12 protein-coding genes and 1 pseudogene are annotated in these 15605 nt (G+C 53.3%); 7 read left to right on the top strand and 6 right to left on the bottom strand.

All coding sequences use genetic code 11. From position 1 onward, the window contains the following. From ACZ25G_RS04090 to ACZ25G_RS04075, 4 genes and pseudogenes are all read left to right on the top strand, one after another. On the top strand, positions 1-609 hold a 609-nt coding region (locus ACZ25G_RS04090; RefSeq protein WP_463681635.1), incomplete at its 5' end, for an enoyl-CoA hydratase-related protein. A 7-nt stretch (positions 610-616) separates the two neighbouring features. Further along, positions 617-1474: a 3-hydroxybutyryl-CoA dehydrogenase gene (locus tag ACZ25G_RS04085; RefSeq protein ID WP_338125736.1), complete on the top strand. Its 858-nt coding sequence runs from the start codon at positions 617-619 to the stop codon at positions 1472-1474. Positions 1475-1584: 110 nt separating this feature from the next. Next, positions 1585-3147: an acyl CoA:acetate/3-ketoacid CoA transferase gene (locus ACZ25G_RS04080; protein ID WP_463681634.1), complete on the top strand. Its 1563-nt coding sequence runs from the start codon at positions 1585-1587 to the stop codon at positions 3145-3147. Between the two features lie 92 nt (positions 3148-3239). Next, positions 3240-3472, top strand: a pseudogene (locus ACZ25G_RS04075) (3-hydroxyacyl-CoA dehydrogenase family protein); the annotation flags it as partial. Between the two features lie 74 nt (positions 3473-3546). Here the strand turns inward: ACZ25G_RS04075 and ACZ25G_RS04070 are convergent. After that, on the bottom strand, positions 3547-4995 hold the full coding sequence (locus tag ACZ25G_RS04070) for a sigma-54 interaction domain-containing protein (RefSeq protein ID WP_463681633.1): 1449 nt from the start codon (positions 4993-4995) through the stop codon (positions 3547-3549). Between the two features lie 204 nt (positions 4996-5199). On the opposite strand from ACZ25G_RS04070, the gene ACZ25G_RS04065 reads away from it, so the two are divergent. From ACZ25G_RS04065 to ACZ25G_RS04055, 3 genes are all read left to right on the top strand, one after another. Next, positions 5200-6504, top strand: a complete 1305-nt coding sequence (locus ACZ25G_RS04065; RefSeq protein WP_463681632.1) for a branched-chain amino acid transport system II carrier protein — start codon at positions 5200-5202, stop codon at positions 6502-6504. Positions 6505-6552: 48 nt separating this feature from the next. Next, positions 6553-7488: an arginase family protein gene (locus tag ACZ25G_RS04060; protein WP_463681631.1), complete on the top strand. Its 936-nt coding sequence runs from the start codon at positions 6553-6555 to the stop codon at positions 7486-7488. A gap of 128 nt (positions 7489-7616) precedes the next feature. Beyond that, positions 7617-9233 carry an amidohydrolase gene (locus ACZ25G_RS04055; protein WP_463681630.1) on the top strand — a complete coding sequence of 539 codons (1617 nt, stop codon included), beginning with the start codon at positions 7617-7619 and terminating at the stop codon, positions 9231-9233. Positions 9234-9765: 532 nt separating this feature from the next. Here the strand turns inward: ACZ25G_RS04055 and ACZ25G_RS04050 are convergent. The 5 genes from ACZ25G_RS04050 to ACZ25G_RS04030 form a co-directional block, all read right to left on the bottom strand. After that, positions 9766-11454 (bottom strand): FAD-dependent oxidoreductase, encoded by a 1689-nt coding sequence (locus ACZ25G_RS04050; RefSeq protein ID WP_463681629.1) that lies wholly within the window; start codon positions 11452-11454, stop codon positions 9766-9768. Between the two features lie 118 nt (positions 11455-11572). Beyond that, entirely contained in the window at positions 11573-12901 is a 1329-nt protein-coding gene (locus ACZ25G_RS04045) for an APC family permease (RefSeq protein ID WP_463681628.1), read from the bottom strand. A 245-nt stretch (positions 12902-13146) separates the two neighbouring features. After that, positions 13147-13311, bottom strand: a complete 165-nt coding sequence (locus tag ACZ25G_RS04040; protein WP_463681627.1) for a hypothetical protein — start codon at positions 13309-13311, stop codon at positions 13147-13149. Between the two features lie 22 nt (positions 13312-13333). Continuing rightward, positions 13334-13849 (bottom strand): cysteine hydrolase family protein, encoded by a 516-nt coding sequence (locus ACZ25G_RS04035; protein ID WP_463681626.1) that lies wholly within the window; start codon positions 13847-13849, stop codon positions 13334-13336. Between the two features lie 257 nt (positions 13850-14106). Further along, positions 14107-14922 (bottom strand): carbon-nitrogen hydrolase family protein, encoded by an 816-nt coding sequence (locus ACZ25G_RS04030; RefSeq protein ID WP_463681636.1) that lies wholly within the window; start codon positions 14920-14922, stop codon positions 14107-14109. Between the last annotated feature and the right edge of the window lie 683 nt (positions 14923-15605).

Genomic DNA, 15605 nt, shown 5'->3' with positions numbered 1-15605 from the left:
CGCTCCTTCGTGGCGGGCGCCGACATCGGCGAGATGAAGGGCTTCTCCTCCATCGACGGTAAGCGCTTCGGCGTCCACGGCGGCGGTGTGTTCCTCAAGCTGGAGAACATGGCAAAGCCGGTGATCGCGGCGGTGAACGGCTTCGCCCTGGGCGGTGGCTGTGAGCTGTCCATGGCCTGCGACATCCGCCTGGCAAGCGAGAAGGCCCGGTTCGGCCAGCCCGAGGTGGGCCTAGGCATCACCCCCGGCTTCGCGGGCACCCAGCGGCTACCCCGCATCGTGGGCGTGTCCAAGGCCATGGAACTGATCCTTACCGCCAGGACTATCAAGGCCGACGAGGCCAAGGCCATCGGCCTGGTCAGCGATGTCTATCCCCCCGAGGAGCTGATGCCCAAGGCCATCGAGCTGGCGGAGGCCATCTGTGCCAACGCCCAGATCGCGGTGCAGGAGTCCAAGCGCTGCATCCGCATGGGCATGCAGACTGACATCGCCACCGGCTCCGCCTTCGAGGCCGAGGCCTTCGGCGTCTGCTGCGGCACCGAGGACAAGAACGAGGGCATGGGCGCGTTTTTGGAAAAGCGGGCGGAGAAGCACTTTAAAAACCGGTAACAGGAGACTGGATGCAATGAAAAAAGTAGTTGTCATTGGTGGCGGCGTCATGGGCCTCGATATTGCTCAGGTATTTGCCAAGGCAAACTTTGATGTAGTAATTCGGGATATCAGCGATGAGGTCATTCATAATGCTGAAGCCAGGCTGAACAAAGCCTTGGATAAACAAATAAATAAAGGTAAGTTGAACGAACTCGGTAAGAAGGCTCTCATCGATAAGATCATTTTTACTACCGAGCTGACACTGGCCGCCGATGCTGACCTGGTCGTAGAGGCCGCCGTTGAGAATTTGGAGATTAAAAAGCAGGTATTTGCTCAGTTAGATACTATCTGCAAGCCAAGCACAATTTTTGCCTCCAACACTTCATCTATCTCTATTTCGGCGATAGCCGCCGCCACCAAACGGCCGGATAAGTTCATTGGTATTCACTTCTTTAACCCGGCTGCTGTTATGAAACTGGTAGAAGTCATCCGCGGAGCCAACACTTCGGACGAAACCTTTGATACAGTCTTCAAATTGGTCAAAGCAATCGGTAAGGAGCCTGTATCCGTCCACGAAGCGCCTGGTTTTGTCGTCAATAAAATCCTGGTGCCAATGATCAATGAGGCTTGCGATCTGGTCTATACCGGCGTGGCTTCTATAGAAGGTGTTGACACCGCGATGAAGCTGGGCGCGAACCATCCCATGGGCCCCCTGGCCCTGGCTGATTTAATCGGCCTGGATATTTGTTTGGCTGCAATGGATACCTTGTATAGCGAAACTCATGACTCTAAATATCGGGCCTCACTACTACTGCGCAAGATGGTGCGAGCTGGCTGGCTTGGCCGCAAAACTGGAAAGGGCTTCTATGATTACTCCAAATAGAGGCCGTCTAGGTTGCTGATCTACCAGTTCACACAACAAAATCCATTTTATAAATAGAAGGCAATTACCATAGCAACGATGAATTTTTTCTCTCCTTGGAGGTGCTAAGTGTGAGCAAAATTAAAAGCATCGATGAAGCGATTGATCTGATCCAGGATGGTGCGGTTGTCACAACATCTGGCTTTGTACTCTGGGGCATGGCGGATTGGGTATTTAAGGCTGTGGAGGATCGCTTTTTGAAAACCGGGCACCCAAACAACCTGGAATGTGTATTCACCGGGAGCGCCGGCTCAGAGGGTTCTGGCTATGACCGCTGGGCCCACGACGGACTTGTTTCCAAGATTATTGCAGGCCATTTCGGCTTGAATCCTAACTTTTGCAAATATGTAAGTGAAAATAAATGCCAGGCCTATAACTGGCCGCATGGGGCTATCCTGAATTCGCTTCGTGCCGCTATTTTGGGCCAGAAGCATTTCATGAGCAAGATAGGTCTGCAAACTTTCGTTGATCCTCGGCTAGAGGGCGGCAAGCTGAACCGTGTGACTACAGATGATCTAATCAGGGTAGTCGAATTTGAAGGCGAGGAGTGGCTATATTATCCTACGCCTAAATTTGACATCGGCATCATCCGTGGGACAACTGCAGATCAGAATGGCAATATTTCAATCGAAGACGAATGTGGACCCATGAATATGCGTGATATTGCCATGGCGGTCAAAAGTTGCGGAGGCAAGGTAATTGTGCAGGTTAAAAATCTTTCCGCCAACAAGCTGACCGCAGATCGGATCGAAATTCCGGGTGTGTTTGTGGATGCTGTTGTGGTCTGCGAAGAACCGGAAAAATATCACCGCCAAACGAAAGATATCTACTATTCGCCGAGATACGCCGGACATATTGATATTCCAACGGATGAGGTGAAAACACTGCCGCTCGACCCCCGTAAAGTGATTGCCAGGCGGTGTGCAATGGAGCTAAGGCCAAATTCCATCGTAAATCTTGGTATCGGCATACCAGAGCTTGTGGCGAATATTGCGGCGGAAGAAGGGTTTGCCGATGAAGTGGTCATGAGTGTCGAGGCCGGTATGCTTGGAGGTGTTTTGGGATCTGGCGACACATTCGGATGCGCAGTTAATGCCATCGGATTGTTATCTATGACCTATAATTTCGACCTATATGATGGTGGAAATTTGGGCATGGCGGTTCTCGGCCTCGCGGAATGTGATGCAGAGGGCAATATCAATGTGAGTAAATTTGGCCCAAAGATTCCTGGCTGTGGCGGATTTATTGATATAACGCAGTCTACTCCCTTGGTGATCTTTGCTGGTACATTTACAGCAAGCGGTGCAAAGCTCGAAGCGGCAGACGGTGTATTGCGTATTTTGCAAGAGGGAAAGGTTAAGAAATTCAAAAATACGGTTCAACAGATTACTTTCAGCGGGGAGTATGCCGCCTCTTCTGGGCAAAAGGTGCTCTATGTCACAGAGCGGGCGGTTTTGGAACTGACAAAAGATGGGTTGATGCTGACTGAGATCGCACCTGGTGTCGACCTGCAGAGAGATATTTTGAATCAGATGGAATTTAAGCCGTTAATTGCAAAAGACCTCAAAACAATGGATGCAAGAATTTTTGCTGATTGTAAGATGGGTTTCTATCCTAATCACTGCGGCACATGATTCCAAGTCCTATCATACATCGCTACGGTCACTCGACAACCTGATGATTTCATTGGTACGTACTTCTTCAACCTCACCACCGTCACGAAGTTGGTGGAAGTTATGTGGAGGGTGTGGACACTGCCATGAAGCTGGGCGTCATCACTCCATGGCCCCCGACCTGGGCGACCTGATCGGCCTGGGCGGGGGCCTGGCTATCATGGACACCCTGCACAATGAGACCCACGACCTCAAGTACCGCGCCTCCCTGCTGATGCGCAAGATGGTCCGCGCAGGTAAGCTGGGCCGAAAGACCGGCGTGGGCTTCTATGACTACCGTAAATAAGGGGAGAGCATGGATTTTCAAGCGATTTATCAGGAGAAGCTGACTACCGTCGAAAACGCGGTGAAGGCGATCCGCTATCCATCTCTGGTGCCATCACACGGACGAAGGTTATGTTTTTTTAATTTATTTATAAGCGACTGACGGCTTATGCCGAGAATATGGGCGAGATGGGTTTGATTGGAACAGTTCCTTTGGCACGAATCAAGATAGAGGTTTTCAAAACGATCCATAGCCTCTTTGTAGGTGGCGCCGTCTCTTATAAGCTGCTCTATAACATCGGGAATTAAATAGGATGGTGCTGATGTGGATGCGGGCAAAAAATTAGCAGAATTTTTCTTCCTGTGCTCTTTATTCTCGATACTTCTGGATTTTGTTATATAGTAAGGAAGGTCTGAAATTTGAATCGTTGATGACTTGGCAAAAATAGCGGAACTCTCGATCACATTTTTTAACTCCCGAACATTACCTGGCCAGGAATATTGTTTAAACACAGCGAGAACTTCATCGGAAACTCCACTAAATTGCTTGGACGAAGCTTCATTGTGGGCCTGTATGAAGTGCTCGGTAAGAAGCGGAATGTCCTCTTTCCGCTCCCGGAGAGGTGGGATTTCCAGGACAAAAGTGCTGAGCCGATAAAACAGATCACTTCTGATTTTACCGGATTCCATACACTTGAATGGATCCTCATTGGTTGCCGCCACAACACGGAAGTCCAAGCTAATCTCCTTGTCAGAGCCAAGCCGATGGATCTTTTTCGCCTCCAATGCGCGGAGGAGCTTAGCTTGGATGGAGTAGTCCAAAGAGTTGACCTCATCTAAGAACAGGGTGCCGCCGTTTACCTGCTCGAATATGCCCGGACTGTCAACGGAGCCCGTATAGACGCCCTTTTTGGTTCCGAAAAGCAGGCTCTCTGCCAACCCACCTGGGATAGCGGCGCAATTCTGGGAACAGAATTGCTTATTGCTCCGGAGGCTGAGGCCGTGGATGGCTTCCGCGACCATCTCCTTGCCGGTGCCAGTTTCTCCATAGACGAGGATGCTCGTGTCTGTGGCGGCAAGTTGAGCAATTTGCATTTTCAAGTATCGGAGTTTGGGGGAATTGCCAATGATGTCTTTGAGTTTATACATGGATTTGGCGGTTGCCTTAGGGAGGTTAATATCGAGATATTTTTTGCTAGTTGCCGCATTCTGGGAGACGCAGACGGCACCGATAATCTTGCCCTCGAAGCGGACTGGATATACGTTTTCTACGATTTCGTGGCGACTTCCGTCCTTGTGGATAACCTCGAAATGGTTGTGGAAGGAGGACTCCCCCCGCAGGGCTTTCAGCACGGAGCTCTCGCTGGGGTTGATATTGGTGAAGACATCCAGAAAGTGCCGCCCAATGATCTCAGAGGGGGCGAAAGGGGATGCCTCCTGCTGAAATACTTTGTAGTACTGTATAATTCCTTTGTCGTCGATAATCGTGACGGCATCCGCAAGGATATTCATCGCGATGATTTGATTGACATAATGTTCGATCATAGTATGCGGCCTCTCAAGAATTGAAAATCAAATGTTACAGTAAAAAGAATTAAACAAAAACTGTAAATAATTATATACTATTCAAATTAAAAAGGCAAGAAAATCCCACATTTAGAACAGATATTGACTTGGCACAGATATTGCATCTAATAATGGTGAAGTTCAAAAAAGAAATGGGGGCTGAAAATGAAAAAACAGAATTTTATGTTAGATGCAATCGTTGTTGGCCTGGCTCTGTTTTCGACATTTTTTGGGGCTGGGAACCTGATCTTTCCCCCGGCCGTAGGGCTGGAATCCGGTTCCGCATGGGTGATGGGTGCCCTGGGCCTGCTCCTTTCGGCTATCATCTTTCCAGTACTCTCAATTCTGGCGGTCAACAATGCGGGAAACGGCTCACAAGGGCTGATGATCCACGCTCACCGCAAATTGTATAACGCAATGTCTATCTTGGGATGGCTGTTTATTGGCGTCGGCTCGTCAGTGCCTCGGTGCGGCGCAACCACCCATGAGCTGGGCGTGGTGAACCTGTTCCCTAACGTCTCTATCTGGGTGACAGTGATCGTGTTTTTTGTCCTGGTGTTTTTCTTTGCCAAGGACAAAGACTCGATTGTGGACAAACTGGGGAAATATCTCACCCCGTTGCTGATCATCATGCTGGCAATTGTCTTGATCAAGGGCATCGCCAGCCCGGTGGGAGAGCCGATTGAGCCCCAGGTCGATAATCCCTTTACCTCGGCGATGCTCCAGGGTTACGCCATCGGTGATCTGCTTCTTGGTTTGATGTGCGCAAATATCTTTATTTACTCTATGCGGGCCAAAGGGTATGGCCCTAAACTGGAAAAGCGCGGCATTACCATTGCCTGTCTGGTCTGCATTGCCATCATGTCCTGCATCTACGTCTGCCTGACATATATCGGCGCCACCGGCTCCTCGATCTATCCCCAGGGGACTGCGCAGACGGTGTTGCTCTCTGGCCTCATTAACCTGATCATGGGCAAATTCGGCCTAGCCTGCTTCGGCATAGCCGTGGCGCTGGCATGCCTGACCACGGCTATCACCATGGCAGCCACGATCGCCGACCTGTTCAGCGGCCTCTGCAAGGGCCGCATCGGCTACAAGATGATGCTTGTCATTACCTGCGTGGTATGTGGACTAATCGCCACTCTGGGCGTATCCAGCATCATCGACTATGTCACGCCGATCTTCCTGACCCTTTATCCACCCTTTATTGTGCTGACTATCCTGGGCCTGCTTGACAAGATAGTGCCCAATGACGGTCTCTATAAAGGCGGCGTGTTTACGGCACTGGTTATCGGCGCACTGGAAGGCATCTATTATATTTTCCCAGGTCTCTCCTTTATCGGGACGATCCTGTCCTATATTCCCTTCTACAGCTATGGCTTCACTTGGGTGGTCCCGTCGGTGATTGCCATGGTGATCGGCGGCATCGTATGCAGAAACCGTCCACGGCAGTACTACACGGAGGACGTGTTAGAGGCAAAAGAATAAATCAGGTGCGCAGGAAGGCCTGCAAATACAGTTGAAAGGAGAATCGTTATGGCGAAGCTGGAAAAACTGGAGGTTATCGAAACTGCGCTGGATCAGTACGGATGGAGCATTGACCTCAATGCGGAGGGCGAGACCGTTATCGAGTCGGAGGTCATGTACATCAATGGCCCGCGGGAGACGGACTATTACCACACGTGCGGCCTGTACCACAAGGCGGGCGTCCCCTTCGAGATCACCGAGGTCCGGCATGAGGACTATGAAGGGCTCGAGCCGTATCTGGAATATTCCAAAAGTTTCTATGAGGCCAGCAAAAAGGCCATCAAGCCCGGAACCGGACTCCTGGTGGCGGGCGGATTCTGCAATTTCGTGACCGGCATCATTGGCGGCCTGCAGCAGTCCATGAAAAAGGGCAAGAAAATCGGCGTCGTGTACATGGATGCCCACGGGGATATGGAAACCTCTGACATGAGCAGATCCCATATTATTGCGGGATGTACAGTGTCCGCCATTCTCGGCCTGGATCTAGACCAGTGGCGCGAAATTAGCGGGATCACGGAACCAATTCAGGCGGAAAACTTCATCCTGACGGATTACCACGGGAGAGCCTATTCCGATGACTACAACATAGCGAGGGCGGGCCTCAAAATTATCGACGAGCGGGGATTCAACGACAGGGAGCTTTGGACTGGGCGGATCAAGGATCTGGCGGACAGAGTGGATGCGATTGTCCTTCATATCGACGTGGACATCATGCAGAGCAAATACGTGCCCGCATTTAGGTTCCCTCTTGGACCTGGGGGACAAACTCCAGAGGCTGTGATACGCAACGTCAAAGATGTCATGGCAACTGGTAAAGTGGCTGTCGTATCATTTATGGATGTATGCTTTGAATCTGAGAGGGAAGGGCATGAAATTACATACTACAATGCCTCGAGGGTACTTGGAAACATACTCGAGAATTGGAAAGAAATTCCTGAGCTATAAATAAAATATAAAGACTAGTATATAGTGTAAATACCATCAGGCCGTTCATAGTTGAATATGGACGGTCTGATGGCAGCTTCTAAGTGAATCCCTGAGAGAATAAGGGACTTGAGATAAGGTGTGACAAGATGGATACTATTTTTTACAATGGCATTATCCGAACCATGGACAAAGCCTATCCGCAAGCCTCTGCGATAGCGATTAAGAACGGTGTGGTCCTCCGGCTGGGCAGCGATGAGGAAATCCTGGCTCTCAAGGAGGCTCATACCAGGCTGATTAATCTGGAGGGGAAACTAATACTACCCGGATTTTCTGACACCCACCTGCACCTCCTGTTCTATGCTACCTTTAAGCGGCGCATTGACCTGGTGAATACTACGACCTATTCGGAGTCTGTACAGCTATGCCAGGCAGTTGTAGCGCAAGCCCGGGCAAATCATCGATGGATTGTGGGCTGCAACTTCAATCAGGACAACTGGACGGACACCAACAAAATTCCTGACCGCCATGATCTAGATGCCATTGCGGAAGATGTACCCATATGTCTGCAACGGGCTTGCGGCCATATTGTCTGCCTGAATACCAAGGCACTCCAGCTGGCCGGGCTCTGGGACGAGCGGGCGGACACCACCAAGCAGACCATGGACTTCGGCCCGGATGGGCTTCCGAATGGCTATGTGCGGGAAAATACCGCCATGTGTGTGCAGAGCTGCTGGGAGCGGTACACGGTTTCAGAGATCAAGGATCTGCTGGAGGACGCGTGCCGCGAGGCCGCCTCTAAGGGAATTGTACAGGTACACAGCGATGACTTCAACCTGATTGCCGACGATGACTTGGAGGGTGTGCTCCAGGCATATCGAGAACTGAACGAGGAGGGCAGGCTGCCCATCCGGGTCAACGAGCAGATCCGTTTCCGCAGGCTGGAACAGCTCCAGCGTTTCTTGGACATGGGCTATCGGGCCAATGATACCATAGGCCGCTTCAAATTTGGCCCCATCAAGTTCCTGTGTGACGGCTCGCTGGGCTCGCATTCGGCGGCCATGCGGAAACCTTACCTGAATGATCCGGGAACCAAGGGGCTGCTTCTGTTTCAGGATGAAGAGCTGTATGAGCTGGCAAAGCTGGCCTATACCAACGGATTCCACCTGGTAGCCCACTGCATTGGGGATGCCGCTTTGGAGCAGATGCTGAACACAATCGACCGGGTTTCCCGGGAATTCCCCCACGCGGATCGCCGCAACGGGATCATTCACTGTCAGATCATGGACGAGCGGCAACAGGACCGCTTCAAAGAGATGAATCTGGTGGCCTATGTGCAGCCGGTCTTCCTTAAGGCCGACTCCAAAGTCGTGGATGACTGCGTAGGGCCGGAGCTGGGACGGCAGAGCTATAACTGGCGCCGGTACGAGGAGCTCGGTGTCCACATGTGCGGCGGTTCAGACTGTCCCGTGGAGCCCATGGATGTGCTGCCCAATCTCTATTATGCGGTCACCCGGCGGGACAGCCGGAATGGGGCTGAGTGGTATCCGGAAAACGGAGTAACTCTGGACGAGGCTGTGGAGATGTTCACCAAAGAGGCGGCCTATGCTTCCTATGATGAGGCACGGTATGGCACCCTGACGGTGGGGAAATTTGCAGATCTGGTGGTGCTGGATCATGATATTTACACTCAGCCACTGGAAGAGTTGTTTGATACCCGGGTTATGATGACAATGGTAGAGGGTGAGGTGGTATATGAACGTTGATTCCAGGCTACATTGCTGTTTAAAAACATTAACCGGCAGCGGATTTCTGGCACTTTAAAACTAACGGTGTAAGTCGGGCTATTGGGTCATTTCTGTCATGCGTTTGGCACTTTTATTCCGGCATCAATATAAAACAAAAAATGGAAATAGTAACAAAGCTGACAAAGGCAAGGAATCATCTAGAGTGACATATCTGGTGGCAATGCTACGAAAAATCTTGATCTTCTGAAAGAATCAGCCGATCAGATGCCATCCTTGTGCGGATACCAATCTACCGGCCAGGGCTCAAGTTTACTTATCATCATCCATTTGGAATCATTGGCCCAATAGGCATACACGAGACAGAGGCCTCTGCCTTTCCTACGCAGCTATATAACGGGCCCTGGCGGAATTGATCCGCCAGGGCCGGGCGATGAAACTGACATGATTTCAGGATAGCGGGGTATATGTCTTATTTTTGCTTGATACATTTGTTTAATAACAGCTTTTAAAATTTTACAGACTGCAATAAAGAAAATGTAGCTCCGATACTTCAGTTAAAATTGTACCCGGTGACGATGGGTGCCCGCTTCTGGGTCACGTCGTTGAAGTATTCATAGAAGCAAAGGCCCAGGAAGCTGCCGGAGATATTGTAGACATTGCGGAAGCCGTGGCTCTGCAGGGCCAGGACAGCGTTGTAGCTGCGCTGAGAGCTGCGGCAGTGCAGGTAGACCGGCCGGTCCTTGGGGATCTCGTCCAGCCGCTGGCGGAGCTGGCTCAGGGGGATGTTGACCGCCGTGGTGATGTGGGACAGGGCGTACTCGTTCTCCTCCCGCACATCGATGATGCAGGCGCCGGACTCCACCAGTTCCCGGACCTGATCCACCCGCACCTGCCGGAAGGTACCCTGCAGCAGGTTGCAGGCCACCAGGGCGGCGTGGTTGCCCGCGTCCTTGGCGGTGGAGAAGGGGGGAGCGTAGCACAGCTCCAGATCCCGCAGATCGTCCACCGTGCCGCCAAACTTGATCAGGGTGGCCACGATGTCCACCCGCTTGGGCGCATCCCCCTTGGAGATGGCCTGGGCACCCAGCACCCGGCCGGAGGGCACCTCAAAGATCAGTTTGTAGTGCAGCGGGCAGTTGCCGGGCATCAGGCCAACCCGGTCCTGGGGGACGACGTAGGCGATGTCGTAGGGGATCCCCGCCTTCTCGCACTGGGCGGCGGTCAGGCCGGTGCTGGCGGCGTTGTAATCGAACACCTTGATACAGCTGGAGCCGATGTACCCCGTGTTGCGCACGGTGCGGCCGCAGATGTGGTCCGCCGCCTGCCGGGCCTGCTTCTGGGCCGGGCCGGCCAGAGGAAGCATCAGGGGCTTGCCGGTGATGCCGTGGGACACCTCAATGGCGTCGCCCACCGCGTAGATGTCCGGGTCGCTGGTGCGGTAGTTAGGGTCCACCTTGATGGCACCCCGGTCGTTGAGCGCCAGCCCGGCCGCGGCGGCCAGACCGGACGCCGGCTTCACGCCCACCGCCATGACCACCGCGCCGCACGCTACCTTCGTGCCCGATTCCAGCACCAGGCTGGAGTCCTCGTAGGCGGACACCTTGTCGCCCACAATCAGGTTCACGCCCTTGTCCAGCATCTCCTTCTGGAGGATCTGCACCATGTCGTAGTCGTAGGTGTTCAGGATCTGGGGCATGGCCTCCACCAGGGAGACCTGATAGCCGGCCTCCACCAGGTTGACGGCCACCTCCACGCCGATGAAGCCGCCGCCCACCACGGCGACTTGCTTCACATCCTCGCCCTTGATAAAGCCGTAGAAGTTGGCGATGTCCACCACCGTCTTGATGGTGAAGACCTTGGCGTTCTCAATCCCCTTGACTGGGGGCATCACGGCATCGGCCCCCGGCGCCAGGACCAGCTTGTCGTACTGCTCTTCATACTCCCGGTTCTGCGCCAGATCCTTTACCCGGACGGTCTTGCCCGCCCGGTCGATGGAGAGCACCTCGTGGCCCACCCGGGCCTGGATGTTATACTGGCTGGCGAACTGCGCCGGGTTCATCAGCACCAGCTTGTCCGTCTCGTCGACCGCCTCGCTCAGGCGGTAGGGCAGGCAGCAGTTGGAATAGGAGACATAGGGTCCCTTTTCAAAGATGATGACCTCCGCGCTCTCATCCAAGCGCCGCAGCCGCGCGGCCGTGCTGGCGCCTCCGGCGACGCCGCCAACGATCAAAACCCTCATTTTACACTACCTCCTCTAATTTCGGCCGCCTCTGCTGTGCCTTTCGGGGGCCAGCTAGAGGCATTTTGTAATCTGCAAACGCAGGAATTATCAGATTCTTTTGCCTGACGCATCCGCTTCAGGCATCCCTCGTCTTGGCCCGGTCAACGACAAACAGCCGCACGAAAAAACACAGGCCCACGAGAACCCACACAGCCAGGAAGGCCAGGGCGGGGCCGCTGAGGGCCGCCGGGCTCCAGGGGAAGAGGAGCAGCAGCATGAACAGCAGACCCAGGGTCGCGCCTAGCGCGCCCATCACCCGTGCAGAGCCGGTCTTGGCGATACGGAAGGTATTCAGACACACATAGAAATAGGTGATCGCCGCGCCGAAGGAGCACATGTCCACAATCCAGCCCACCACCTCCCGGCCGAAGAAGCAGGCGAAGATGCTAATGACCGTCACGAAGAGGATAGAGTGCCGCTGGATCCCGTTGGCGGTGGCCACGCCGAACCTCCGGGGGAGAATATTGTGTCGGCCCATTGAGCTGATGAGCTTGGTGGCGCAGATCATAAAGCCATTGATCCCCCCGGACACGGCGGCGCCCAGGGCGATAATCAGCATCAGAAAGCCCGTCATGCCCAGGTAGGTCAGCACACCGCTGCCCAGGGCCCAGTCCAGCGCCTGGGCCTCCTCCGGCCCGTAGGCCAGCCCCGTGGCGAAGTTCAGCAGGATGTAGCAGCCCATCCCGATGAGCAGGGAGGCCACCGCCATCAGGGATGCCTTGTGCCGGCTTACCCCCAGATCCTTGACCAGCTGGGGCACCGCGTCAAACCCGATGAACAGGAAGGGGGTGATGGCCACCACCGCAGCAACCTGGCCCAGGTCGAAGTGCCATCCGTCCACGTAGTTGTGCCGGAAGGCGTCCAGATCCGCCCGAAACAGCATGCCCATAAATACCGCTGCCACGCAGACGACCATCGCGGCCACAATCCAGAACTGGGCCTTGCCCGACTGCTTTGTGCCCCGCAGATTCAGCGCCGTGAATACCAGTACGATGATGGCGGAAATCAGCACCTCCCCCACGTGGACCGGATCCCCGGCGATGGTGTAGAGGTAGCCCCAGTTGAGGACGCCCGGCGCCAGCTTGTCGAGGACCAGGGGGAAAGCCGTGGCGTTCAGGGGCACCAGGCTCAGATAGGCCAGGAACAGGAACCAGCCCACCACAAAGGCGTGCTTGCGCCCCATGAAGATCAGGATGTAGGAGAACTCCCCGCCCTCGTCGATGTCCTGCTGCAGCATGTACCAGTAGCTGCGCTCGATGACAATGATGGACAGGGTGCCCAGGAACAGCCCGATGGAGGTGTTGATCACCCCAGACTGGGGCAAAAACTGGCTGCCCGGCAGCATGAAGGAGCCCCAGCCGATGATAGCGCCAAGCAGGATGGCGAAGATTTCGCCGGCCCCCAATTTTTTTGCATTTTGTGTCCTCTTTTCTCTGGATAGTGTCTATATAAGGTCAGGACTTGTTTGAAGATTGGAAATGTACCCGACAGAAAGGATTTGGGGGCGCTGACGAGCAACGGTCTGCAGAAAACTGACAAATTTTAAAAGGGATTGCTCCCACCAAGGCGTAAAAGGCCCGCCAATTAGGTATGTTGAAGATCTTCAAACAAGCCCTGAATCAATAACACACCAAATAGCGACACAGTAAATCAATAAGGAGCGAAAAAGGAGAAATACTTTTCGTATATTGAGCCGTAATCCCTTGCCAGCACTTCAATTGCCGGGAAAATGGTTCTGCGAATCAATTCCTGATTTTCGCCCTTTGCTCCCGCCGCGCAAGGATGGCCCTTACCGTGACTGGTGTTCATGATCAAAGAAATAGCAACAAGATATTTTTTAGGAAAAAGCATCTTCAATGGAGACGAAAGGAACGCGGACAGAAAGTCCCGCTAATGCGAGGTTGTGAACCATGGGGTCGATGGTAGTCGTACATTCAGGGATGATCTTGACTTGGTACTTCTCCGCACTCTTGGAGACGCTGGTAAAGACTACGCAGTTATGCGTCATCATGCCAGTTATAATAAGTTCTTCCGCGCCAAGCTCCGTGAGGACTTCTTCCAGATTTGTATGATAGAAGGAATCGGCATCCGCCTTTTTTACAACAGGCGCTCCGGGAGCTGCTGCGAGGATTTCCTCCGCAATCTGGTCATTCGGTGTCCCCTCAACGAAGATTGGCATACCGGAATCTTTCGGGAAAACGTGTTGAACAAGGATGATTGGAACATTCTTTTCCCTGGCCGCCGCCATCGCCTTCTTGATGTTTGCAATGGTAGCATCCATATTCCAGAGAGGATATCCGCCGTCGGGATAATAGTCTTTCTGAGCGTCAATTACAATCAATGCCTTTTTCAAATAAAACGACCTCCTTCACATATCCCATACTTCTCGTAAAATCCGGAGCAGAGCCACATAATCCGCGGAATTCTCCGGATTTTGTGGGGATCTGACCTGCTCATCACCCGTGTCGAATCTCTGCGATGTTTTACTGTAGAGTCAGGGTGCTTTCCGTGCTTTCAAGCCCTCTGCCGGCCGTGCACGGGTGATATCTTCACTACATACCGTTCAGAATCGCTATGTTGTATCCTCACACACCAATATAATCAGCCCTGTTACATCCCGTAATTTGGATCAGAAAGCACATCCTGCCACATTTCAATGTACTTATCAGGCCGCCAATCCGTGCCGCCAACCAGGGGGTTGTTGTGAAATACCCCTCTGTCCGCAAGCGAAAGGTCAATCGTTGCGGTCAGCATATCAGACTCATCCGCATTCGGAGCGGTGAATGTGCTACCGGCATAATAGTGCGGCGCTCTGACTTTGCGGCCCGGGCCAATGATGGAACTGCCGCCCCAGAAGTAGTTCTCGACGTCCAGTCCACCGAGGTTTGCGGACGCAATATAAATGCCGTTCTGAATCACGGACGCCTCCAGCGTGGTTGTGCCGGCAGCTTCACCGTGACAATGGGCCAAAGCGGTGGAATTGATGTAGAGGCGGCAACCCTTGGCAGCATAATACCGGGTTAACTCAGGGAAGTAATAGCTGTCATAACAAATTCCACAACCCACGGGTCCCCAGGGCGTCTCAACGATGAACGGTTTTGTGCCGCGGGTTGCCCAGTGAGGCTCGGGAGGGGGAAGGTGCATCTTGCGGTAGCTTCCTACCAAGCCCTCTGGAGAAAAGACGGCAAGGGAGTTATATAATGTGGCAGGGTTGGCTCCGTCCTTTTCAGGCATACCGACAAAGGCATAGACGCCATATTTCTTTGTCACTACGGCGATCTCATCAGTGGCAGGGCCGGGGATCGTCTCCGCCAATTTGCCCTGCATTTTTTCCGCTGTGGGTTTGTCAATCTCCACATCGTAGCCGGTCAAAGCCATCTCAGGCAGGACAATGATGTCACTGCCGCGTTTTGCTGCACACTCGATATAGCCCTTTATTCAGATCGATATTTCTGGATAGATACGATTGATAACCCTGAACTTGCCTCCAAGCTCAAACAGTTGACGCGCCCCGATTTGGAGCTCCTGACCCTATCGGCCATAGATGAGCATAAACAGTGGGAAATAGCAGGGCTGCTCGGATGTAATCAATCTGTAGTATCCAGGCGCTTGAAGAAAATTAAAAAATTTTTAGAAAAGTAGCATAAAAATTGCCTCCTCGCTGCCTACACAGTGAGGAGGCAATTTTATACCTCCCGTGCAGCTTGAAAACTTCATATCCGGCAGCGGGATACGTCTGCTGACGAGAGGCCCTCCGGGAGGAGGGCTGGAGCGACGCTGGAGGATGCGCCAAGACCACCTGTGCGGGATACAATTCCGCATCAAAGACGGCCAAGGAAGGTGCAGAGCGGTGCCCATCCGTCCACAAAGCAGCCTGTGGCGGGCTGTTTCGCATTGCGGTCAGGATTTTCCTGATCCGACCCTCGTCAGCAATCTGATAATGATACTCCTGTCCAGCCACAGCCCCGGGTGAAACCGGGATCAAGCAATGGGGGAAGCTCGGAGAGATCCTCGGAGGGGTGAGATTCCCGTGATGTGTGCCAACACAGTCCGTCTGCTGCCGCCCAGGGCCCGGGAAGTAGTGTCGAATAGGGCCAACCAGCGAAATG

This window comes from Zongyangia sp., assembly GCF_965361945.1.
The sequence above is the reverse complement of the archived record's forward strand: the minus strand, read 5'-3'. Positions and strand labels throughout refer to the sequence as shown.